The 21,995-nt window shown below is 73.0% G+C and carries 16 protein-coding genes; 7 read left to right on the forward strand and 9 right to left on the reverse strand.

The genetic code is table 11. The annotated features are described in order from the left end of the window. Nucleotide 1: 1 nt before the first annotated feature. Entirely contained in the window at nucleotides 2-1,165 is a 1,164-nt protein-coding gene (locus K4S16_RS25230) for an acyl-CoA dehydrogenase family protein (protein ID WP_149261500.1), read from the reverse strand. A gap of 98 nt (nucleotides 1,166-1,263) precedes the next feature. Here K4S16_RS25230 and K4S16_RS25235 point away from each other — a divergent pair, with 98 nt between their 5' ends. Further along, on the forward strand, nucleotides 1,264-2,385 hold the full coding sequence (locus K4S16_RS25235) for an enolase C-terminal domain-like protein (protein ID WP_149261501.1): 1,122 nt from the start codon (nucleotides 1,264-1,266) through the stop codon (nucleotides 2,383-2,385). Here the strand turns inward: K4S16_RS25235 and K4S16_RS25240 are convergent. The 7 genes from K4S16_RS25240 to K4S16_RS25270 form a co-directional block, all read right to left on the reverse strand. Then, entirely contained in the window at nucleotides 2,339-3,295 is a 957-nt protein-coding gene (locus K4S16_RS25240; RefSeq protein ID WP_149261502.1) for a phytanoyl-CoA dioxygenase family protein, read from the reverse strand. The two genes, K4S16_RS25235 and K4S16_RS25240, sit on opposite strands and share 47 nt — an antisense overlap. Before the next feature lie 65 nt (nucleotides 3,296-3,360). Further along, nucleotides 3,361-4,632: a cytochrome P450 gene (locus tag K4S16_RS25245; protein ID WP_149261503.1), complete on the reverse strand. Its 1,272-nt coding sequence runs from the start codon at nucleotides 4,630-4,632 to the stop codon at nucleotides 3,361-3,363. Further along, entirely contained in the window at nucleotides 4,629-5,264 is a 636-nt protein-coding gene (locus tag K4S16_RS25250; protein WP_375708346.1) for an ATP/GTP-binding protein, read from the reverse strand. Before K4S16_RS25250 ends, K4S16_RS25245 begins: the two co-directional genes overlap by 4 nt. Next, on the reverse strand, nucleotides 5,245-5,607 hold the full coding sequence (locus K4S16_RS25255; protein WP_149261504.1) for a DUF742 domain-containing protein: 363 nt from the start codon (nucleotides 5,605-5,607) through the stop codon (nucleotides 5,245-5,247). Before K4S16_RS25255 ends, K4S16_RS25250 begins: the two co-directional genes overlap by 20 nt. Next, nucleotides 5,604-6,008, reverse strand: coding sequence for a roadblock/LC7 domain-containing protein (locus K4S16_RS25260; RefSeq protein WP_149261505.1), 405 nt, complete (start codon nucleotides 6,006-6,008; stop codon nucleotides 5,604-5,606). Before K4S16_RS25260 ends, K4S16_RS25255 begins: the two co-directional genes overlap by 4 nt. 130 nt (nucleotides 6,009-6,138) lie before the next feature. Then, on the reverse strand, nucleotides 6,139-7,764 hold the full coding sequence (locus tag K4S16_RS25265) for a sensor histidine kinase KdpD (protein ID WP_149261661.1): 1,626 nt from the start codon (nucleotides 7,762-7,764) through the stop codon (nucleotides 6,139-6,141). Nucleotides 7,765-8,033: 269 nt separating this feature from the next. Continuing rightward, the gene (locus K4S16_RS25270) at nucleotides 8,034-9,254 is read right to left on the reverse strand and encodes a cytochrome P450 (RefSeq protein ID WP_149261506.1); all 1,221 of its coding nucleotides are present in this window, start codon (nucleotides 9,252-9,254) and stop codon (nucleotides 8,034-8,036) included. 354 nt (nucleotides 9,255-9,608) lie between these two features. Between K4S16_RS25270 and K4S16_RS25275 the strand changes: the two genes are divergently transcribed. From K4S16_RS25275 to K4S16_RS25300, 6 genes are all read left to right on the forward strand, one after another. Further along, entirely contained in the window at nucleotides 9,609-10,397 is a 789-nt protein-coding gene (locus K4S16_RS25275) for a DeoR/GlpR family DNA-binding transcription regulator (protein WP_149261507.1), read from the forward strand. A 225-nt stretch (nucleotides 10,398-10,622) separates the two neighbouring features. After that, complete coding sequence (locus K4S16_RS25280) at nucleotides 10,623-13,292, forward strand: alpha-L-rhamnosidase (RefSeq protein ID WP_200842096.1); 2,670 nt, start codon at nucleotides 10,623-10,625, stop codon at nucleotides 13,290-13,292. Nucleotides 13,293-13,371: 79 nt separating this feature from the next. Next, entirely contained in the window at nucleotides 13,372-14,652 is a 1,281-nt protein-coding gene (locus K4S16_RS25285; protein WP_149261509.1) for an ABC transporter substrate-binding protein, read from the forward strand. A gap of 3 nt (nucleotides 14,653-14,655) precedes the next feature. Continuing rightward, on the forward strand, nucleotides 14,656-15,630 hold the full coding sequence (locus K4S16_RS25290; protein WP_149261510.1) for a carbohydrate ABC transporter permease: 975 nt from the start codon (nucleotides 14,656-14,658) through the stop codon (nucleotides 15,628-15,630). Beyond that, nucleotides 15,627-16,454 (forward strand): carbohydrate ABC transporter permease, encoded by an 828-nt coding sequence (locus tag K4S16_RS25295; RefSeq protein ID WP_149261511.1) that lies wholly within the window; start codon nucleotides 15,627-15,629, stop codon nucleotides 16,452-16,454. Before K4S16_RS25290 ends, K4S16_RS25295 begins: the two co-directional genes overlap by 4 nt. Before the next feature lie 136 nt (nucleotides 16,455-16,590). Continuing rightward, nucleotides 16,591-20,235, forward strand: coding sequence for a glycosyl hydrolase (locus K4S16_RS25300; protein ID WP_235037070.1), 3,645 nt, complete (start codon nucleotides 16,591-16,593; stop codon nucleotides 20,233-20,235). A 37-nt stretch (nucleotides 20,236-20,272) separates the two neighbouring features. Here K4S16_RS25300 and K4S16_RS25305 read toward each other — a convergent pair whose 3' ends face one another. Beyond that, a complete protein-coding gene (locus K4S16_RS25305; RefSeq protein ID WP_200842097.1) occupies nucleotides 20,273-21,850 on the reverse strand; it encodes an alpha/beta hydrolase in 1,578 nt (525 codons plus the stop codon). Nucleotides 21,851-21,995 lie beyond the last annotated feature (145 nt).

Below are 21,995 nucleotides of genomic sequence, written 5' to 3' on the forward strand. Positions count from 1 at the left end.
GTCACACCAGGGTCACCGGGCCGGGGTCCAGTCCCAGCTCGATCCTGCCGTAGAGGGCGTACGCCGCGTCCGGTTCGAACACCACGTGCCCGGAGATCGTATTGACGTCCCGCTGCGCCCGCTGGAACGGGGAGTCGCTGAACTGCGCGCTCGCCCCGGCGGCCGAGCACAGGTCGTTGACGACCCGCCGGGCGGTCCCGGCGACGTGCGCCGCCACGAGCCGGGCCCTGGCGCGGCGCCGCATATCGCAGTCCCCGTCCGCCACGGCGCGGACGACGCCGCGCAGCGCGTCCTCCAGCAGCAGCCGGGCGGCGGCCAGGTCCGCGGTCGCCGCCGCGAGCCGGACCTGCGCGCCCGCCGTATCGCGCTGCCGCTCGCCGGAGTAGGCCATCACCCGGCCCCGCGTCCGCTCGGCGAACCGCGCCAGCACCCCCTCGGCCACGCCGAGGACGGGCGCCGCGCCGGTCAGCGCGAAGACGGGCACGAGCGGCGTCCGGTAGAGCGGCCCGGGGTGGACGAGGGAGCCGGGCGAGCGCCCCTCCGCCAGGTCGGCGAGCGGCACCGACCGGTGCGCCGGGACGAAGACGTCCGGCACCTCGATGTCGTTGCTGCCGGTGCCCCGCATCCCGCTGGTGTGCCAGACGTCGTGCACCGCCACCTCCTCGCGCGGCAGCAGGAACAGCCGCGGCTCGATCGCGTCGCCATCGGTGACCAGCGCCATGACCATCACGTGCCCGGCGTGCATCACCCCGCTGCCCCACGACCAGCGCCCGGTGACCCGGTGCCCGCCGTCCGCCGGCGCCGCCGTCCCGCCCGGCGACAGGACGCAGGGGATAAGCGCGTACGGCCGGTCGGCCCAGACCTCGGCCTGCGCCTGCTCGGGGAACAGCGCGACCATCCAGTTGTGCAGCGTGTAGATGACCGAAAGCCAGCCCGTGGAGGCGCATCCGGCGCCCGCCTCGCGGCACGCCGCCGCCATCGCCTCGAACCCGAGCTCGGCGCCGCCGAACCGCTTCGGCACCAGCATGTCGAACAGCCCGGTCCCGGCCAGGTCGGCGATGGTCTCGTCGGGCAGCCGGCGCGCGTCCTCGGCGGCCCGCGCGCGTTCGGCGAGCGTCGGCGCGAGGGCCCGCACGCGGTGCGTGATCTCATCTCCATACTCCATGGTACGGAACCATACTCCTAAGTATGGTGCGGTGCCGAGGCCCTCTCCGGTTTAGGTCCGGCCCCAGGGTTAGGTAGACGCCGACGAAGGGAGGAGCGATGCGTCCGCGCGGCGAGGTGGAGGTTGACGATGTCGGAGTGCACGCCTTCGAGGCGCCCACCGACGGGCCCGGCGGCAGCGAGGAGGACGGCACGCTCCGCTGGGATTCGACGACCCTCGTCCTCGTCGAGGTGAGCGCCGGCGGGCAGACCGGGATCGGCTACACCTACGGGGACGTGTCGGTCGCCGCGTTCGTGGAGTCCAAGCTGGCGTCCGCGGTGCGAGGCGCCGACGCGCTCGCCCCGCCTGCGGCCTGGGAGCGGATGTTCGCCGGGATCCGCAACGCCGGACGCCCCGGGGTCGGGGCGATGGCGGTGTCCGCCGTCGACGTCGCGCTTTGGGACCTCAAGGCGAAGCTGCTCGGGCTTCCGCTGTTCAAGGCGCTACCGGCCTTCCACGACCGGGTGCCCGTCTACGGCAGCGGCGGCTTCACGAACTACCCCCTGGACCGCCTCGCGGACCAGCTCTCCGGCTGGGTCGGGCAGGGCATACCGCGGGTCAAGCTGAAGGTGTCGCGGCGGCCGGAGGAGGACCCGCGGCGGCTCGCGGCCGTCCGGGACGCGATCGGGGACGCCGAACTGTACGCCGACGCCAACGGGGCCCTGACGCGCAAGGACGCCCTGTACTGGGCGCGGCGGTTCGCCGAGGAGTGGGACGTCCGGTGGTTCGAGGAGCCGGTGAGCTCCGACGACGTCGTGGGCCTGCGCCTCGTCCGCGACGAGGGGCCGGGGCGGCTGGAGGTCGCCGCGGGGGAGTACGGGTTCGTCCTGAAGGACTTCGCCGACCTTCTGGACGGCCCCGCCGTGGACTGCCTCCAGGCCGACGTCACCCGGTGCGGCGGCATCACGGGCCTGCTCCAGGTCGCGGGGCTGTCCGCCGCGCGGCAGATCGACCTGTCCGCCCACTGCGCCCCGGCGGTCTCGGCGCACGCGTTCTGCGCGGTCGACCGCCTGCGCCACCTGGAGTACTTCCACGACCACGTCCGCGTCGAGGGGCTGCTCTTCGACGGAACGCTCACCCCGGAGGACGGCGCCCTCGTCCCCGCTTCCGACCGTCCCGGCCTGGGCCTGGACGTCAAGTGGAGCGACGCGGAGCCCTACCGCACGCACGGCCGCCGCTGAACCCGCCCCGCCACGGCGCCAGGTCGAGCTCCGGGTACCGGAGCGCCGTCCCGGCCAATGTCTCGGGCGTCCAGTAAGGATGGCCGGGCGGCGGGAACCCGAAGGCCTGGAGCTGCCGCGGATCGGCGCGGTGGACGAAGTCGACCCACGCCCGTTCGTAGCCGCGCATGGCCCATCCCATCCGCTGCCCCCAACCGACGCCGGACGGCCGGAACCCCAGATGCATGCTGTACCGGACGCCGCGCGGCGCGGTCAGCCCGGTGCCGCGATGGAAGGTCCCCGCCTCGAACGCGATGACCGTTCCGGCGGGCCCGGCACCCGACACCTCGGCCTCGTAGAGGTCCGGCCCGCCACCGGCGTCGAGGAAGCGCCCGGAGCCCGCCCGCCCAGGCCGCAGGAACCAGTTGGGCACCGAAGGCAGCGCCGCGGTGTGCCTGCGGGAGACCAGATGCGGCGGCCCGAGCTCCTCGGGCACGTCGCTGAGGAAGACGAACATCTCCAACTGCCGAAACTCGGCCGCTGTGCTCGGCACCAGGAGCGTGTGGTTGAGGTAGTCGCGATGCAGGTCCTGGTCGTAGTCGCAGGCGCCGGTGTACTTCGCCCAGGCCTCCGCCGTGTAGACGTGGAAGTCGCCGCCGCCAAGAAGCGCCTCGGCCAGATCGAGGACGCGGTGGTGGACGGCCAGGAGGCTGATCGCGGTGCTCGCGAAGGGGAAGGCGTCGATCCCCGCGAACTCGTCGCCGACGAAACGCTCCGCTCGCGGGTCGGTGCGGTCGTGGAAGCCCGCGGCCGTCGGGAACAGCAGGGGTAACTCGTCCACCGCCGCGCTCAGCTCGTCTCCCTGGAGAAACGCCGGGAGGATGACGAAGCCGTCGGTCTGCCAGGCCCGCGCGGCGTCCTTGAGGTCCATCGGCTCAGGATTCATCGAGTCGCGAGAGCCGGGCAAACCGTTTTCGCCGGCTGGAAGGCGGCGTGTCAGAGGGGGCGGTGGGGGGTCAGGGCCGGGGTGAAGCGGACGGGGAGGGCGGCCAGGCGGCGGACCCAGAAGGACGGGAGCCACATGAGCTCGTCCGGCTTCACCGCGAGCTCCATGTCGGGCAGCCGGTCGAGCAGCGCCTCGACCGCCGTCCTGGCGACGACCTCGGCGAGTTCCGGGGCGGGGTAGGGGCATCCGTGGTCGCCGTGGCCGAACGACAGGTGGGCGCGGTTGCCCGCGCCGGCGCCGTGAGCGGGCGGCGCGACCTGGGGGTCGGCGTTCGCCGCGGCCCAGCCCAGGATCAGCATGTCGCCCGGACGGATCTTGCGTCCGGCCAGCTCGCAGGAGCGCACGGCGAAGCGGCCGATGTTGTTCTGGGACGGCGTGTCCTCCCACAGCACCTGGTTGAGGGCCTGTGAGACGCTGCCGCGGCCGCCCTGGAGCGTCACGGCGAACTGCTCGTCCACCAGCATCAGCCGCAGCGTGTTGCCGATCCAGTGGCCGGTCGGCAGGTGCCCCGCGCTGATCATCGGGATCAGGTCGCTGACCAGCTCGTCGTCGGTGTAGCCGGCGGGGTGGCGCAGCAGGCGGGACGTGACGTCCGCGCCGGGGCGCGCCCTGCGGGTCTCGGCCAGCCGCCGCATGGTCTCCTGGAGCCGCCCGTAGGCCGCGACGGCGTTCTCGTCGGAGCCCGCGACGTCCTGGATGTCGCGGATCATGTCCGGCACCTCGGCGTCGGGGACGCCGAACAGCCCGACCATGACCAGCGGCGGGAGCCGGTCGGCGTACTGGGCGCCGAGGTCGGCCTCGCCGTCCCCGGCGAACTCGTCGATCAGGTGGTCGGCGACGCGCTCGCAGATGCCCGCGAGCTCGGTGCGGTCGACGGCGTCCAGCGCGTCGCTGATCGCCGCGCTGCGCCGGTGGTGCTCCTCGCCCTCGGCGAGCATCACCGAGGGGTTCCAGCCGACGAACGGCAGCAGCGACCAGTTCTCGGGGACCATGTCCCAGGCGTTCCAGCGGCGGGTGTCGCGGGCGAACAGGGCGGGGTTGCCGGTGACGTGGTTGACCTCCCGGTACCCGATGACGTACCAGGCGGGGATGTCGCCTTCGAGCAGGACGGGCACGACCGGGCCGTGCTCGCGCCGCATCCTTGCGAAGAAGTCCTTCGGCCGCTGGTCGAACTCCTCCCCGTACAGGCGGACGGCTTTCTCGTCGGCGGGCGGCCGGGCGGCCCCGCCTGCCTGCTCGCTCTGCTCGGTCTCGTCGGTCACTGCGCGGCCTCCTGGAGCGCGGCGGGGTCGTGGAGGGTGGTGAGGTGCCGGACGAGCGTGACCAGCACGCTCTTGCAGGAGTCGCGGCTCCGGGCGTCGCAGTCGACCAGCGGAACGTCCGCGGAAAGCGACAGCGCGTCGCGCACCAGGTCCAGCGGGGGGCGCGGCTCGGGGCCGTCGAACCGGTTGACCGCCACCACGAACGGCATCTTGTGGTGCTCCAGCCGGTCGAGCGGGTAGAAGGAGTCCTCCAGGCGGCGCGTGTCCACCAGCACGACGGCGCCCAGGCTGCCGGCGAACAGCTGGTCCCAGATGAACCAGAACCGCTGCTGGCCCGGGGCGCCGAACAGGTAGAGCACGCGGTGGGCGTCCAGGGAGATCCGGCCGAAGTCGAAGGCGACCGTGGTGGTGCGCTTGTCGGCGACGCGGCTCGGGTCGTCGATGCCGACGCCGGCCTTCGTCATGATCTCCTCGGTGCTCAGCGGGCGGATCTCGGAGATCGAGCCGACCATGGTGGTCTTCCCGACGCCGAACCCGCCCACGATCACGATCTTCAGCGCGTCCCGGACGCTGCGCCGCAACGGCACGCCGCCCGCGGGGTCCGGTGCGCGGTCAGAGGGCTTTGAGTCCAACGAGCACCTCCTTCAGGGTCTCCAGGTCGGCGAGTCGCGTCGTCGCGGTGGCCGACGTCGGGTGGCGGACGGTGAGGTGGCCGGCGTCGCGCAGGTCGAGCACCAGGATCTTCACGACGCTGACCGGCAGCCGCAGATGGGAGGACAGCTCGACCACCGCCACCGGCTGGCGGCGGCACAGCCGCAGGATCGCGACGTGCTCGGACTGCATGCCCGGCGCCGGGTCGTTCTCGGCGACGACCAGCGTGACCAGGTCGAGGGCCGCGTCGTCGACCCGGCTGCGGCCGCCGGTCACGGTGTAGAGCCGGTCGGGGTCGTCGAGGTCCAGGGGGCGCGGTTTCATCTCGACGCGGACGTGCGCGGAGCCGCGGTCAGGTAGCCGCCGATCTGCTCCACCAGCTCGTTCATGCTGTGCCCGACCAGGCCGACGTCGGCGTCCTCGCGGGCCACGACGGCCAGGTGCGCGCCCTCCCCGGCCGGGATGATCAGCAGCAGCCCGCCGGCGAACTCCACCATCGACTGGCCGGCGCCGACGCCCCGGCCGAACTCGTGGGAGGCGGTCATGGACAGGCTCTGGATGCCCGAGGCGATGGCCGCGAGCTGGTCGGCCCTGTCGTCGTCCAGGCCGGGGGTGTGGCAGATCCTCAGCCCGTCCCGGGACAGCACCAGGACGTGCTGGACGCCGGGGGCACGCTCCGCGAGGGACGTCAGGAGCCAGTCGAGTCGGTGCTCATCGGTGCTCATCGAGATCACGGGGCGGCGTCCGCCGCAGGCGCGCGCCCCTGCCTCCTATCTGTCGATCCTGCGGTCCGGACGAGCGCCGGGACCGGTCGGCCCGGCGGCCGTCCGGGGACGGGCCGCCGAACCATGAGCCCTACTGGTCGGGGTCTTCGGTGGACGTGGTCTCGCTCCGCCCGCCGCCGGACCCGGCGCCGCCGGGCATCCGGTGGCTCCCCGACGTCGACGCGCGGAACGCGGCGAACCGGGCACCCGGGTCGCGGGGCACCGGAGGTGGCGCCTCCGGCTGCTCGACCGTCCCGGCGAGGGTGGCGCCGCGTCGGCGTTTCGGCAGGTAGGACGCTCCTTCGGAGGCGTCCGCGCCGGATGCCGCCGGTGCGGCGGACAGGGCCGGCACGGGTTCGCGGGCGGGCCCGCCGGCGGTCCTCGGCGTGCCGCCGATGGACTCCGCCAGGGTGCCCGCCGCGGTTCCGCCGGGGGAGTGGGTGACGAGCTGCCGCGGGATCAGCATGACCACGCCGACGCCGCCGCGCGAGGACGGCCGGAAGCTCACCCGCAGGCCGTGCTTGCCCGCCAGCCGCCCGACCACCGCGAGGCCCAGCCGCGTGCCGGGCAGCGAGGTCAGGTCGGCGGTCTCGGAGACCAGCCGCTCGGCGCGCTCCCGCTCGCGCTGGCGCATCCCGAGCCCGCTGTCCTCGACGGTGATGACGACCCCGGCGTCCTCCTCCTCGGCGTAGACGTGCACGGCCGAGCCGTGCGGGGAGAAGTTGGCGGCGTTGTCCATCAGCTCGGCCAGCGCGTGCATGACGCCCTCGGCGGCGAACCCGGCGATGGCGGCGGTGCTGGTCGAGTGGTACTGGACGCGCTGGTAGGAGGCGATCCGCCCCATGGCGCCGCGGATGACGCTCTCCAGCTTGATGGGCTTGGTCCAGCGCCGCCCCGAGCGCCCGCCGCTGAGCAGCGCGATGCTGTCGGCCAGGCGCCCCATCTGGGAGACGTGGTGGTCGAGATCGAGCAGGTCGCCGAAGACCTCGTCCTCGCTGTAGCGGTCCTCCAGTTCCCGGAGCCCGGCGAGCATGCGGGTCGTCTGCGCCTGGATCCGCGCCGCCGCGCTGGCGGAGGCCGCCATGGCCGCCGCCCGGGTGCGCTCCCCGCCGGCCACGTCGTCGGCGACCGAGCGGAGGAGCCGGTCGAGCGCCGGGTGCGCGGGCGCCGGGAACTCGGCCAGCACGGACGCGGCCGAGGCGCGGTCGCTCCGGATCCGCTCGACCAGGACCGGCAGCGTCGAGTCGGCCAGCCGGACGACCTCGTCCTCCAGGGCGGCCAGCTCGGTCCCGGCGCGGGCCGCGCGCCGCTCGCTCTCCGCCACGCCCTCGGCCACCATGCGCACCAGGCGGCCCAGCAGGTGGTTCGGGACGGTCTGGAGCTCGGCGAGGGTCTCGTCCGGCGAGGCTCCGGCGTGCAGCCGCCCGATCAGTGCCGGGAGCGGTCCGTCGACCAGCTCCTGGAGCCTGCGCTCCAGGACGCCGCTCTCGGCCTCCACCCGGGCCAGCCGCTCGCGGGCGGCCCGCGCGCACTCGGCGTGGTAGGCGGCGACCCCGGCGGCGAGGCTCACCAGGAGCGCTCCCGCGCCGCCGCCCATCCCGACGACGGCGCGCGACTTCTCGTCCACCGCCAGGAGTGCGCCCAGCCATGCGCCGCCGGTGACGATGGCTGCGATCAACCAGACCCAGAACGCGCGTTCCAGCGGGGCGCGCTCCATGCGGGCTCGATTCGCTTCTGTTGCCATCCTCGTGTCCTCGTGAGCGTCGGTGACTGGCGCGCAGGACTCCTCGACCCGTCGCACGGCGGCCATATCGGTATAAGGCGTGATAAGGATGCATCAAATCGCCCCGGCGCACAGGGGATCGCCAAAACCCGATGATCTTTGATGGCGGCGCGGCAGGTGAGCGCGTTGCGGCGGATTCTCGACCGGCCGCGCCCGCGGGCTTCCGGTCCGGCGGGGCGGGCCGCCGGACCGGGGGCGGGGCGTCAGGGCCGGACGGGGCCGAGCGCGACCGGCAGGCTGAGGGGCCCGACCGTGAAGAACGAGGGCGAGTAGGGGATGTCGTCCGGGTCGATGGTGAGGGTGAGCTCCGGCAGCCGCCGGTACAGCGAGGCGAGCGCCAGCCGGCCTTCCAGGCGCGCCAGGGACGCGCCGATGCAGTAGCGGGGGCCGTGGCCGAAGCCGAGCCGCGCGCCGCGCTCCCGGGTGATGTCGAACCGGTCCGCGCTCTCGCCGTGCTCTGCCGGGTCGAGGCCGCTCGCCTGGTAGACCACGCCGACCGCCCGCCCCTCGGGGATGCGGACCCCGGCGACGGTCACCTCCCGCGCGGTGAAACGGAAGCTGGTCATCATCACCGAGTGCCGGTAGCGCAGGGTCTCCTCGACCACGTCGTCCCACCGGTCCTCGGCCCTGGCCAGTTCGAGCTGGTCGGGGTGCTGGGACAACGCCACGATGGCGTGGCCGAGCAGGTGGACGGTGGTCTCGTGGCCGGCGACGAGCATCAGCCACAGCACGCCGACCAGCTCGTGGGTGGTGAGCCGGTCGCCCTCGTCGCTGGCCTGGACCAGCCCGGTGGTGAGGTCGTTCCCGGGCTCCGCGCGCTTCTTCTCCACCAGCCCGTGCAGGTAGGCCTGGAGGGCGTTCTGCGTCGCGAACGCCTCCTCGGGCGGGGTGGTGTGGGCGAGCAGCGCCGCGGTCCACTCGCGCACCCGGGGCCGGTCCTCGGCGGGGACGCCGAACAGCTCGCAGATCACCCACATCGGCAGCGCCTCGGTGAACGCGGGGACCAGGTCGACGCCGTCGCCCGCGGCCACGACGTCGTCGAGGAGGCCCTCCACGATCTGCCGGACGCGCGGCTCCAGCGCCTGCACACGCGCGGGCGTGAACGCCTTGCCGACCAGCCCGCGCAGCCGCCGGTGGTCGTCGCCGTCCTTGGTGGACAGGTGGCCGCCCTGGACGATCGCGCGCAGCGGCCAGTCCTCGGGGATCGATCCGTCGTGCAGGGCGGGCCAGTGCCGCGGATCCCGCAGGAAGGTCCTGTTGTCGCCGGCGAGGATCTCCCGGACGGCATTGTGGGTCAATGCCAGGTAGGCGGGGACGCCGCCGGGGAACTCCACTTCGACCACCGGAGCGATCTCCCGCAGCCGTATGCAGGTGGCGAGCGGCGTTTCGTCCGCGGCGGGGAAGGAGGGCAGGGTCGTCGTCATTCCGTCCCATTCGAAGAGAGGCAAGTGACAGATGGCTTATCAATATCCCTTCTGATCATCACTCGGCAAGACAATCGGAAATTAGGCCATAAGCTGCTTCGTATGGTATTTGCGGTATTCGCAGGTGTTCTTGTGGGCGCTGCGCCGCATGGGACCCGCGGGACGGCCGCCGGAGGGTGCTGACCGGAGGAGGCCCGGCCGCGAAAAGGCCGCTCACGGTGCGGCGATCCGACGAGGCGGGTCAACCCGACTGACCCTCGTGTTAACAAACCATCGGAACGTGTTACCTTGTGTGGCGCCCGGCCTCCGCCGACAGCCCCCCGTCGCGCGCGCCGGCCAGCGGGAGGTTCCGGCATGGGCAGGCAGAGCGCGGACGCGCGCGGACCTGAGCGGCGCCGCCAGGACATCGCCGACATCGTCCTGTCCGCGGGCTCGGTCTCCGCCGCGGGGCTCGCCGAGCGCTTCGGCGTCAGCCTCATGACGATCCACCGCGACCTCGACGAACTGGAGCGGCAGGGCGTCGTCCGCAAGCACCGCGGCGGGGTGACCGCGCAGCCGTCCGGGGTGTTCGAGAGCAACGTCGCCTACCGGATGAAGTCGATGCGGCCCGCCAAGGACGCCATCGCCGCGCGGGCCGCCGAGATGGTCGAGCCGGGCATGGCGGTCATGCTCGACGACTCCACCACGGCCCTGGCGCTGGCGCGCCGGCTGGCCGGGGCGGCCCCGCTGACGGTCGTCACCAACTTCCTACAGGCCATCAACCTGCTGTCCGGTGAGCGCGACATCCGGCTGATGGCGCTCGGCGGCGACTACGACCCGCTGCACGACTCGTTCCTCGGGGTCTCGTGCGTGGACGCGATCGAGGCGCTCAACGTCGACCTGTGCTTCGTGTCGACGTCCGCGGTCTCCGGCGGGTTCGCCTACCACCAGGAGCAGCGCATCGTCTCGGTGAAGCGCGCCATGCTCAGCGCGGCCGCCCGCAGCGTGCTGCTGATCGACCACTCGAAGCTCAGCCGGGTGGCGCTCCACCGGGTCGCGCCGCTGTCGGCGTTCGACCGCGTCATCGTCGACGACGGCGCCGACGCGGACGCGCTGCGCGGGCTCGACGAGCACAAGGTTGCCTACGAGCTGGCGGCGACCTGACCGGCGCCCGCCGGTGACGGGCGCCGCGGGGCGCCCGCGGGCCTGCCGCCGCATGCGCACATCGCCCGCATCGGCGGTGCCGAAACGGGCGGATCCAGGACCTTGACACCCTGATCAGGGCCCTTCTACTCTCAAGCTCACATTTTTCACCGTTATCTTCACAGTCCACCTTGTTGGGATTGCGATCGGAGTGGGCGAGTGGCGGGTTCCCCGAGCCGAGGCCCGGTGCCGTACGGCCTTCGCTGCGAGCACCGGGCGGAGCCGCTCGGGATCGACGAGCCCGAGCCGCTGCTGTCATGGCGGCTGTCCTCCGGACGGCGCGGGGACGCGCCCGGCGGGTTCCGGGTACGGGTCCGCGCCGAGGACGGCGCCCAGGTCTGGGACTCGGGCCCCGTGGACGATCCGTCCGCCGTCTCCGTCCGCTACGGAGGCCCCGCGCTGCGGCCCCGCACCCGCTACCGCTGGACGGTCGAGGTCACCGGCACGGACGGCGCCACCGCGCGGGAGGAGTCCTGGTTCGAGACCGGGATGCTGAGCCCGTCCGCATGGTCCGCCGCCTGGATCACGCACGACCCGTCCGTCCAGGACGTGGTGGACGCGCCGGAGGAGGGCGAGGTCGCCCTCGCCGACCACGGCCTCCAGCCGGCCGTCCGGCTGCGCAGGGCGTTCGAGGCCCCCGCCGCACCGGTCGCCGCGCGGCTCTACGTCACCGCCCGCGGCCTGTACGAGATCCGCGTCAACGGGACGCGGGTCGGGGACGCCGAACTCGCTCCCGGCTGGACGGACTACCGCGACCGCATCGACTACCAGGCGTACGACGTCACCGGCCTCGTCCGGACCGGCGCGAACATGCTGGCCGCCACGATCGCGGACGGCTGGTGGAGCGGGTTCGTCGGCTTCGACGAGCGCCGCTCGGGCGCGCATTACGGAACGTTCCCGCAACTGCTGGCCGAGCTCCACCTCGTGCACGCCGACGGCTCCGCCGACGTCGTCGCGACCTGCGGCGACTGGCAGAGCGCGCGGTCGCCCGTCCGGTACGCCGACCTGCTGATGGGGGAGTGCCACGACCTGCGCCGCGAGACCCCCGGCTGGGACCTGCCGGACGCAGGCCACGACGGCGAGGGATGGCGGACGGCGTGGGTCGCCGCCACCGACCGGAGCCGGCTCACGGCGTCTGTCGCGCCGCCGGTCCGCGCCGTCCGCGAACTGCCGGCGCGGACGGTCACCCCGCTCGCGGGCGGGGGGTTCCTGGTCGACTTCGGGCAGAACTTCGCCGGCCGCGTCCGGCTCACCGCGCGCGGCCTGGCCCCCGGCGACCGGGTCGTCATCAGGCACGGCGAGGCCCTGGACGAGGCGGGCGCGCTCTACACCGCCAACCTGCGCACCGCCGACGCGACGGACGTGCTGATCGCGGGCGGGGACGCCGAGACCGTCTTCGAACCGCGCTTCACCTACCACGGGTTCCGGTACGCGGAGGTGACCGGCCTGAGCGCGCTCGACGCGGGCGACATCACCGGCGTGGTGCTGCACAGCGACACGCCCTGGGCGGGGGAGTTCACCTGCTCCGACCCCGACGTCGACCGCCTCCACGAGGCGATCTCCTGGGGGCAGCGCTCCAACTTCGTCGGCGTCCCGACCGACTGCCCGCAGCGCGACGAGCGGCTCGGCTGGCTGGCCGACGCGCAGGTCTTCCTGCCGACCGCCTGCCTCAACGCCGACGTGGCCGCCTTCTTCGACGGCTGGCTGCGCGAGGTGCGGGGCGCGCAGTCGCCGGACGGGGCGTTCGGCAACGTGGCGCCGAGGCTCGCGGGGGTGTCCGACGAGGGTGCGCCCGGCTGGGGAGACGCGGGCGTCCTCGTTCCCTGGCATCTCTACCGCGTCTACGGGGACGAGCGCTTCCTGGAGCGCAACCTCGACGCCATGTGCGCGTGGGTCGACCACGTCCACCGGCACAACCCCGACCTCGTGTGGAGCAACCGCACGGGTCCGCACTTCGCCGACTGGCTCGCGCCCACACCCACGCCGCGCGACGTCCTCGCCACCGCCTACTTCGCCCGCAGCGCCGCGCTGACGGCGCGCGCCGCCGAGGTCGTCGGCTCGGAGGAGGCCGCGGCGCGGTACGGCGCGCTCGCCGCCCACGTCCGCAAGACGTTCACCGAGCGGTTCGTGTCGGCGGACGGGCGGGTCCACGGCGACACCCAGACCGCCTACCTGCTGGCCCTCGCGTTCGAGCTCCTCCCGGACGACCTGGTCCCGGGCGCGGTGCGGCGCCTCGCCGAGCTGGTCGAGGAGGCCGGGCCCGGACTCACCACCGGGTTCCTCGGCGTGGGGCTGATCGCGCCGGTCCTCGACGCGCACGGCCGCGCTGACCTCGCGCACGCGCTGCTGCGCCGCACCGACCCGCCGTCCTGGCTGTACCCGCTGCGGCACGGCGCGACCACCGTGTGGGAGCGCTGGGACGGCTACACCCCCGAGCGCGGGTTCCAGGCCGCGGCGATGAACTCCTTCAACCACTACGCGCTCGGCTCGGTCGGCGAGTGGCTGTACCGGGGCGTCGCCGGCCTCGACCAGGCGCCCGGCTCGACCGGCTACCGCGAGCTGCTGATCCGGCCGAGGCCCGGCGCCCTCAGCGGGGCGAGCGCGCGGTACGAGTCGGTGCGCGGGCTCGTCTCCACCGGCTGGACCCGCCGCGACGGCGTGTTCGAGCTGCGGGTGGCGGTACCGCCGGGGGCGACCGCCACCGTCCACATCCCCACCGACGACCCGGCCGGCGTGCGGGAGGGCGGGACACCGGTGGCGGACGCCCCCGGAGTGTCGGTCGCCGGGACGGGGCCGCGGGAGCTGCGCTGCCGGATCGGCTCCGGGGACTACCGCTTCACGGCGGCCCTTCAATGACGTCCGTTCCCGCGCGGGACGGCCGCGGCCGGGACCGCCACCACCCCGGCGGTCCGCGCCGCGAACGCTAGGAGGAAAGATGACATCGTCGTTCGAGAGGGCGGCCCTCAGCCGCCGCGGATTCCTGCGGCTGTCCGGCGGCGCCGCCGCCGCGGCCGCGCTGCCGCTGGGCCTCGCCGCCTGCGGAGGGTCGTCGGGCGGCTCGGGAACCCTGCGCCTGGTGGGCGTCGCCGACCAGCAGAAGGCGCTCGACCTGCTCACCAAGGCCTACACCAAGGCCAAGTTCAGCACGTCGTTCGCGCCGACCGACCAGGTGCAGACCTCGGTGCGCACCCAGCTCGGCGCGGGCAACGCCCCCGACCTGCACGTGGTCTACCCGGGCAACGGCAGCGCCATGAGCATGGCGCAGATCGCGCAGGCGGGGCTGCTCGCCGACCTGAGCGACCAGGCGTGGACGAAGAAGATCCCGGCGAGCCTGAAGCCGGCGTTCCAGAAGGACGGCAAGACCTTCATCTACTCGGCCGGGTCGAGCGTCATCGGCGCGATCTACAACAAGAAGGCCTTCGCCAAGGCCGGAGTGGAGCCGCCGAAGACCTGGAGCGAGTTCCTCGACGTCTGCGAGAAGCTCAAGAAGAAGGGCACGGTCCCGATCGCGCTCGGCGCGCAGACCCCCTGGATCACGCAGCTGATCACCTACGCGCTGGTGCCGTCCACCGTGTACGCCAAGAACCCGCAGTTCGACGCCCAGATGCAGGCGGGCACGGCGTCCTTCGCCAAGTCCGGCTGGGTGGACGCGCTGAACATGTACCTGGACCTGCAGAAGCGCGGGTACTTCAACGACAACCCCAACGGCACCACCTTCGAGCAGGCGACGTCCATGGTCGCGACCGGCAAGGCCGCCATGGCGATCCAGGTCTCGGCCGTCCTGCCCGACTTCCGCAAGGCCGCACCGGACGCCGCCGACCTGTCGATGTTCCCGGTGCCCGCGGCGGACGACCCGGCGCAGGTGCGGATCCCCGCGGGGGTCGTCGTCGGGCTCGGCGTCAGCGCCCGCAGCAAGAACAAGGACGCCGCCGAGAAGTTCATCGAGTTCCTCGGCGAGCAGCAGAACATCAACCGCTGGGCCGAGGCCGTCGCGTGCGTCCCGCTCGTCCGCGACTCCTCCTCCAAGATCGACCCGGTGCTGGAGCCGTTCCTGCCGTACCTGGACGGCGACAAGGCCGACCCGTTCATGGACCAGGCGTGGCCGAACGCCGAGGTGCAGCCCGCCCACTTCGCGCTGGTCCAAGAGTTGCTCGCGGGCAAGACCACGGTCGCCGCGGGGCTGGCCAAGCTGGACGAGACCTACCGGAAGAAGTAGCCCGTGTCCCCGACCGCACGTCCGGCACCGGCCGCCTCGGCGGCCGGTGCCGCGGGCCCTCCCGAGCGCGGGGCCCGCCGCCCGGCGCCGTCCCGCCGCCGCAGGCGAGGCGGCTTCCTGACCCCGCCGTGGTGGTTCGCGGCGCCCGCCCTGCTGGTGTACGCGCTGATCGTCCTCTACCCGAGCGCGAGCGGGATCGTGTACGCCTTCACCGACTGGAACGGCATCGGCGACCGGTCGTTCGTCGGCGTCGACAACTTCGAGCGCCTGCTGCGGGACGACGCCGCGCGCGGCTCCCTGGTCAACACGCTGCTGCTGACGGTCGCGATCGTGTTCGTCCAGAACGGCATCGGACTGCTGCTCGCCCTGGGCGTGCACGCGCGCATCAAGTCGCGCACCGTGCTGCGGGTCGTCTTCTTCGCGCCCGCCGTCGTCAGCCCCGTGATGGTGGCGTTCCTGTGGAAGTACGTCTACAACCCGGCGCCGGACGCGGGGCTCAACGGCATCCTCGGCGCGGTGGGCCTCGGCTCGCTGCGCCAGGACTGGCTCGGCGACCCCTCGCTGGCGCTGTGGTCGGTGGCGGGCATGGTGATCTGGCAGTTCGCCGGCTACTCCATGGTCATCTTCCTGGCCGGGCTGGAGGGGGTGCCCGCGGAGCTGCACGAGGCCGCGATGATCGACGGCGCGGGACGGTTCCAGCGGTTCCGCAGCGTGACCTGGCCGCTGCTCGCCCCCGCCGTCACGATCAACGTGATGCTGTCCACGATCGGCGGGCTCAAGCTGTTCGACCAGGTCTACGCGGCCACGAGCGGCGGGCCCGGGCACGCCAGCGAGACGCTCTCGACCGTCCTGTACAAGCAGGCGTTCGTCTTCGGCAACTACGGCTACAGCACCGCGATCGCGCTGGTGCTGGCGCTGTTCGTCGCCGCGGTCTCGCTGATCCAGATCCGTTACCTGCGCGGCCGGGAGGTGGCATGAGCCTGCGCTACGGAGTGCGCACGTTCGCCCTGGAGATCGTGATGATCGCGGTCGCGGTGGCGTTCCTGTTCCCGGTGTACGCGCTCATCACGCTGTCGATGAAGGACAAGCAGCAGATCGCGTCGGCGCCGCTGTCGCCGCCGACGTCGCCGACGTTCGGCAACTACTCCGACGCATGGTCGCGGGCGTCGCTGGGGTCGGCGCTGCTGAACAGCACCGTGATCACGGTGGCGAGCCTGGTGGCGCTCATCGCGATCGGGGCGTTCGCCGCCTACTTCCTCGCCCGCTGCGCCTCGCGGCTCGGCTACACGCTGTACGTGCTGTTCCTGCTCGGCATCGTGCTGCCGTTCCAGCTCGGGATGATCCCGCTGTTCAAGCTCGCCGACTCGGCGGGCCTGCTCGGCACCTACCAGGGAATGATCATCTTCTACACCGGCATCCAGCTGCCGTTCACGATCTTCCTGTACACCGGGTTCATCCGGGCGCTGCCGGGCGACTACGCCAACGCTGCGCTGATCGACGGCGCGGGCCACCTCCAGGCCTTCACCCGGGTCGTGTTCCCGCTGCTGCGGCCGATCACCGGCACGGTGCTGATCCTCAACGCCGTGTTCATCTGGAACGACTTCTTCACCCCGCTGCTGTACCTGGGCGGCTCGGCGCGCGAGACGGTCCCGGTCCGGATCTTCGCGTTCGTCGGCCAGTACGTCTCGGACTACGGCCTGGTCTTCGCCGGCCTGGTCCTCGCCGCCCTCCCGATCCTCGCGATCTTCCTGGTCCTGCAGCGGTATGTGATCAAGGGGTTCGCGAGTGGCCTCAAGGGATGAGCGGAGCGAACCGGGGGGTGTGGGGGGTCGTCCCCCCACAGGGAGCAGGGATGAGCGGAGCGAACCGGGGGGTGTGGGGGGTCGTCCCCCCACAGGAAGCAGGGGTGATCTGGGGGTTTCGGGGCGGTTGCGGGCGGTGCTGGATGCTCCGCCGCGGGCGTTCTCGCCTGCGCCGATCTGGTGGTGGAGCGGGGAGCGGCTCGATCGGCGGCGGTTGCGCGAGCAGCTCGAACGGTTCGTGGACGGCGGCGTCCACAACCTGGTCGTGCTGAACCTGGCGCCGTCCGGCCCGATGTTCGGCGCGGACGCCGACGATCCGGCGTTCTTCTCCTCCGCGTGGTGGGACCTGCTGGACGGCGTCTGCGACGACGCCGCCGAACTGGGCGTCTCGCTCTGGTTCTACGACCAGCTCGGCTTCTCCGGCGCCGATCTGCAAGCGCGCCTGGTGCGCGACGTCCCGGGGTATGCGGGACGGTGGCTCCGCCCGGACGGGACGACGGAGGTGCGCGGCTTCGACTACCTGTCCGGCGAGGCGTGCGCGGAACTCCTCGACCGCGTGCACGGCGAGTTCGCGCGGCGGCTGGGGCACCGGCTCGGCAATGTGATCGTCGGGTCGTTCCAGGACGAGCTGCCGTCGCTGCCGACCTGGTCGGAGGCGTTCGCCGGCGAGTTCGAGCGGCGCCGCGGCTACGACCTGGCACCGCACCTCGGGACGCTGTGGGGGAGCGGGGACGGGGACGCCTTCCGGATCCGCCGCGACTACCACCTCACCCGCGCCGAACTGGCCGAGGAGGCGTTCTTCCGGCCGCTGGCCGAATGGCACGAGCGGTTCGGCCTGCTGCACGGCTGCGACCAGCAGGATCCGGCGCGGGCGGGGCATCCCGTGGACGGGGTCAGGCTGTACGCCGACTACGCGCGCACGCACCGCTGGTTCGGCGCCCCGGGCTCCGACCACCACGGCGACGCCCGCATCCACTCCTCGCTCGCGCACCTGTACGGCCGGGACCGCACCTGGATCGAGGCCTTCCACTCCAGCGGCTGGGGCGGGACGCTGGAGGAGACGTTCGACTGGCTGCTGCCGTGGCTGCGGTCCGGGGCGACCCTCTACAATCCGCACGCCGTCTACTACACGACCAAGGCGGGCTGGTGGGAGTGGGCACCGCCGTCCACCGACTGGCGCCAGCCCTACTGGCGGCACCACCGCGTCTTCGCCGACGCGGTCACGAGATTGTGCTCCGCCCTCTCGCTGGGACGGCACGTGTGCGAGGTGGCGGTGCTGTTCCCGACCGCGACCGCGCAGGCCGGGACGCGGCTCGACGGCGTGGAACCGGACGCGGCCCGCGCCCAGGACGTCTACCGGGACCTGGTCGGCGACATGGCCTGGTTCCGGATGGTGCCCGGCACGCTCGACCGGCTGGGGATCGACGCCGACGTCGTGGACGACGACTCAGTGCAGCGTGCGACGGTCGCGAAGGGGCGGCTGGAGGTCGCCGACGAGTCGTACGGGCTCGTCGTTCTCCCGTCCTGCACCGTGCTCGAAGGGGAGACGGCGGGGAGGCTGACCGCGTTCGCCGAGCACGGCGGCCGTGTCGTCGCGGTCGGCACGCCGCCCCGCCGCGGGGTCGGGGACCTGAACGCCGATGAGGCGGTGGCGCGGCTCCGCGCCGTGCTGGAGATCGTGCCCGACACCGGCGCTCTCGGCCAGGCCCTCGCCGGGGTGGGCCGGGTGGACGCGCCGGTCCCCGCGCTCGTCCGGGAGGTCGACGGGACCACGGTGGTGTTCCTGACGGCCGCGCCGTCGATGGCCAGCCGCGTTTCGGTGGGACGGCCCGACGAGCGCGGAGCCGACCTCGGCTGGCTCGACGTGACCTACGACTTCGACCCCGACCGGTACCTGCGGGACATGCGGGTGCGGGTCCGCGGCGTGACCGGCCCGGCGTTCGTCGCGAGCCCGTTCGGGGGCCCGCCGCGCCCGCTGGAGACGCGCGCGGTGGACGGGACGTCCGTCGAGGTGGTCGTCCCGTTCGACGACGGGCCCGCCGCGCTGCTCCTCTTCCCCGGCGGCGAGGAAGCCGCAGCCGAAGAACTGGCCGCCGCGCCCGAGGAGACCGTCCTCGATCTCGGCACGTCCTGGGCGATGGACCTGGTCCCCACCCTCGACAACACCTGGGGCGACTTCGCCCGGCCCGCCGGAGACGACGTCCCGCTGGAGTGCTGGACCATGAGCCACCGGACGGACGAGGAGACGGAGTGGTCCGACGCGCACGCCACGTTCGGCCCCCACGGCGTGTGGAGCAGGGAGGGGGAGGAGGAATGGCGGCCCTTCGTGTACTCCGACTCCCGGGGCATCCGCAAGGACACCTTGCACCGCGCATACCTCGGGCCGAAGGGGCACGTTCCTGAAGAGTTCCTCGACTTCGGCGAGGTCAAGGCCGGGGACGCGGTCGTGCTCCGGACCCGCCTGACCGTGCCCGGCGAAGGCGGCTTCGTGGCCGTGGGCGCGGCCGCCGCAAAGACGCTGCGGATCGACGGCGCCACCGCCCCGCTTGACGACCAGGGCTGCCTGGCCATTGCCGAGACCCACGTTCCCGCAGGTGAACATGACGTCGAGGTCCGGCTCGTCCCCGACGAGGACGTGCGGCTGCGCGCCCACCTCGCCGTGGTCGCCGACCGCGACCGCTACCGGCGGCCGGAGTGGATCACCACGGCGGGCCCGGCGCGGCCCGGTGCTGAGATCACGCTCAGCGTCCCCCTCCCGGTGTCCGCCGCCGGAGCGGTGCTCCAGGTCGCCTCGGCGGCGTCCTGCCGCGTCCTCGTCGACGGCGAGGAGATCGGACGGCAAGGAGGGTTCGACCCGTACGCCGAGCAGGAGGTCCCGCGCGTCGGCCGCTACCGCGTGACGGGCGGTGAACTGGCCCTCGTCCTCACCGAGGGCGGCCCGTCCCCCGCGGTCCTCGTGGACGGACCGGTCGTGTCCGGCACCGGCTGGACCGCCGCGCGCGACGGAGTCCCCGTGCCTGTCGCGGCGCGGCGCGCACAGTACGGCGACCCCGCGTCCCTGCATCTGCGCCGGCGTCCCCACCCGCTCCCCGCCGCGACGTGGCTGGAGGACGATCCGGAAACGGACGCCGTGCTCCCGGCAACGCTCGCCATGCCTGACGCAGCGCTCCAGACGGAAAGGCTGCGTTTCACCGTCCCGCCCGGCGCGACACGCATGCACGTCGACGTTCGCGGTGAACTTCTGGAGGCGACCCTGGACGGGGAGCCCCTGCAACCGGCCCCGGAGATGCCGCTGCCGAGCCCGGGAGCGACACCAAGCCGGACGGCGGAGCTGCGCATCCGAACGCTCCCAGGCCATCAAGCGGGCGCGGCACTCGCGGGTCCGGTGCGTTTCACGGCGGGACCGGGCACGATCGAGCTGGGCGACTGGGAGGACGCGGGACTCGCCGGGTACAGCGGCGCCGTCCGCTACCGGCGCACGCTCCGCCTCCCGGCGCCCCCGGCCGCGACGCTCGACCTCGGCCGGGTGCGCGGCACCGCCGAAGTCACCGTCAACGGCACCCCCGCCGGAGTGCGCATCTGCGCCCCGTACCGCTTCGACGTCGGTGCGGCCCTGCGCGAGGGCGACAACGAGATCGACATCCTCGTCTGCGGAACCCTGGCGCCCTACCTTGACGAGGTGAGCCCGACCCACTTCGTCTTCCCGGGCCAGCGGGCCTCCGGCCTCTACGGCCCGGTCCGCCTTCTGCTGGAGGTACCGGCCGCCCGCGGCACCGACTGAGCGGGACGGTCGTGCCGCGCGGCGGCCGGTACCCGCGTCACCTCACGAACTGGCGCGGTAGGGCGTTCGCCTGCGCGCGCGTGGCCGCTGCCGGGGCCGGGGCGACCCAGACCGGCTCCGGGTCAGGGTTCTTCGCGCAGGTGCGGTCGACCAGGCCGCGGTCGGCCGGCACCGTGCCATCGCGGAGATAGTCGACCAGGAGGTCGTCCAGGCACTTGTTGCCCGAGAACGTGATGGCGTGGCTGCCGCCGCCCTTCTCCACGACCAGGCGTGCGCTCGGCAGGGCCCGCGCCATGGCGACACCGCCCTCGTACGGGGTCGCCGGGTCGTCCGTCGCCTGGAACAGCAGCATGGGCGGCAGGCCCTTGCCGGTGATCCTGGTGCGGTGCCCCGCCTTGACGGGCCAGGTCAGGCAGCCCGCGTTGAACCACATGTTGTTGTACGTGTAGAAGGGCGCCTTCTCGTTGACCTTCGCCTGGTCCTTCCGCCAGTACCGGAAGTCGCGCGGCCACTTGCTGTCGCTGCACATCACGGCGTTGTAGATGTCGAAGGAGTCGTCCGCCGGGTCGGGCGCCGCGTAGCGCTCGTACGCGGTGACGAGGGGGGCGGTGTCACCAGAGTTGGTGTACGCGGAGAGCACCGTCGCGAGGCGGGGCCACCGCAGGACGTCGTAGCCGCCCGCGACCTGGGTGTCGTCGAACTCGTCGGGCCCGATCCGGCCGACGGGGTGCTCGCGCAGCCGGGTGCGCATCGCGTACCACTTGGCCTCGACCTCGTCGGGATCGGTGCCGAGGTGGTAGACGCCGTCGGCCTTGGCGACCCAATGGGTGAACGCCTTGAACCGCTTCTCGTGCTGGAGGTCCTGGAGGACGTTGTGGTCGTACCAGGAGACGGACGGCCCGACGATGCTGTCCAGGACGAACCGGCGGACGTGCCGCGGGTACAGCTGGGCGTACGTCGAGCCGAGCGTGGTGCCGTACGACCAGCCGAAGAAGTTGATCTTCTCGGCGCCGAGCGCGCGGCGGATCGACTCCATGTCCCGGACGTGGTCCACCGTCGACAGGTGCGGCAGCAGCGCGGAGTGCTTCTCGGTGCACTTCGCGACGTAGCCGGCGGCCTTCTCCAGCCACGCCCCCGTGGTGCCCTGGCTGACCTGGAAGTCGGGCCGCGGGCCGTCGAAGTAGTGCGGGTCGCAGGACATGCGCGGCTCGCTGTGCTGTGATCCGCGCAGGTCGAAGCCGATCCAGTCGTAGGCGGCGGCGACGTCGGGCGGCAGCTTGGCGGGGATCCAGCTCGCCATCCACAGCCCGCTGATGCCCGGCCCGCCCGGGTTGAGCAGGATCGGCCCCTGCCGCTCGCCCGGGGGAGCGGTGGCCGGCAGCCGGTTCAGCGCGATCTTGACGGTGCGCCCGTCCGGGCGGTCGTGGTCGAGCGGCACCTCGAGCATCGCGCACTGCAGCGCCGGGTTCGCGGCGTCGCCGCAGGACTTCCAGTCGAGGCGCGGCGGGTCCCCGGCCGCGGTCGCCGGCGGCGGCCCGGCCAGCGCCGTCGCCGCCAGCACGCCGCCGCACGCGGCGAGCGCCGCGCCCGCGCGTCTCTTGCTCGGTCGTCTCACAGACACCTCCAGAGGATCAGTGACATTGCAGTGTACAATTTCACCTTTCTTTCGTCATTGTCCGGAAACGGCAGCAGGAGCGCCTCGCGGCCGAAGAAGGCGCGCCACCTCGGAGAAGTCCCTTTCGGCGGCGCCGTTCAGAGCC

The sequence above is a fragment of the Actinomadura sp. K4S16 genome, assembly GCF_008327685.1.
GTDB lineage: Bacteria > Actinomycetota > Actinomycetes > Streptosporangiales > Streptosporangiaceae > Spirillospora.

Bases quoted from the DNA above. Each gene is read 5' to 3' on its own strand.
- K4S16_RS25230 (WP_149261500.1), bottom strand. From the start codon at position 1,165: ATGGAGTATGGAGATGAGATCACGCACCGCGTGCGGGCCCTCGCGCCG.
- K4S16_RS25235 (WP_149261501.1), top strand. From the start codon at position 1,264: ATGCGTCCGCGCGGCGAGGTGGAGGTTGACGATGTCGGAGTGCACGCC.
- K4S16_RS25240 (WP_149261502.1), bottom strand. From the start codon at position 3,295: ATGGACCTCAAGGACGCCGCGCGGGCCTGGCAGACCGACGGCTTCGTC.
- K4S16_RS25255 (WP_149261504.1), bottom strand. From the start codon at position 5,607: ATGAAACCGCGCCCCCTGGACCTCGACGACCCCGACCGGCTCTACACC.
- K4S16_RS25260 (WP_149261505.1), bottom strand. From the start codon at position 6,008: ATGAGCACCGATGAGCACCGACTCGACTGGCTCCTGACGTCCCTCGCG.
- K4S16_RS25265 (WP_149261661.1), bottom strand. From the start codon at position 7,764: ATGGAGCGCGCCCCGCTGGAACGCGCGTTCTGGGTCTGGTTGATCGCA.
- K4S16_RS25270 (WP_149261506.1), bottom strand. From the start codon at position 9,254: ATGACGACGACCCTGCCCTCCTTCCCCGCCGCGGACGAAACGCCGCTC.
- K4S16_RS25275 (WP_149261507.1), top strand. From the start codon at position 9,609: ATGGGCAGGCAGAGCGCGGACGCGCGCGGACCTGAGCGGCGCCGCCAG.
- K4S16_RS25285 (WP_149261509.1), top strand. From the start codon at position 13,372: ATGACATCGTCGTTCGAGAGGGCGGCCCTCAGCCGCCGCGGATTCCTG.
- K4S16_RS25295 (WP_149261511.1), top strand. From the start codon at position 15,627: ATGAGCCTGCGCTACGGAGTGCGCACGTTCGCCCTGGAGATCGTGATG.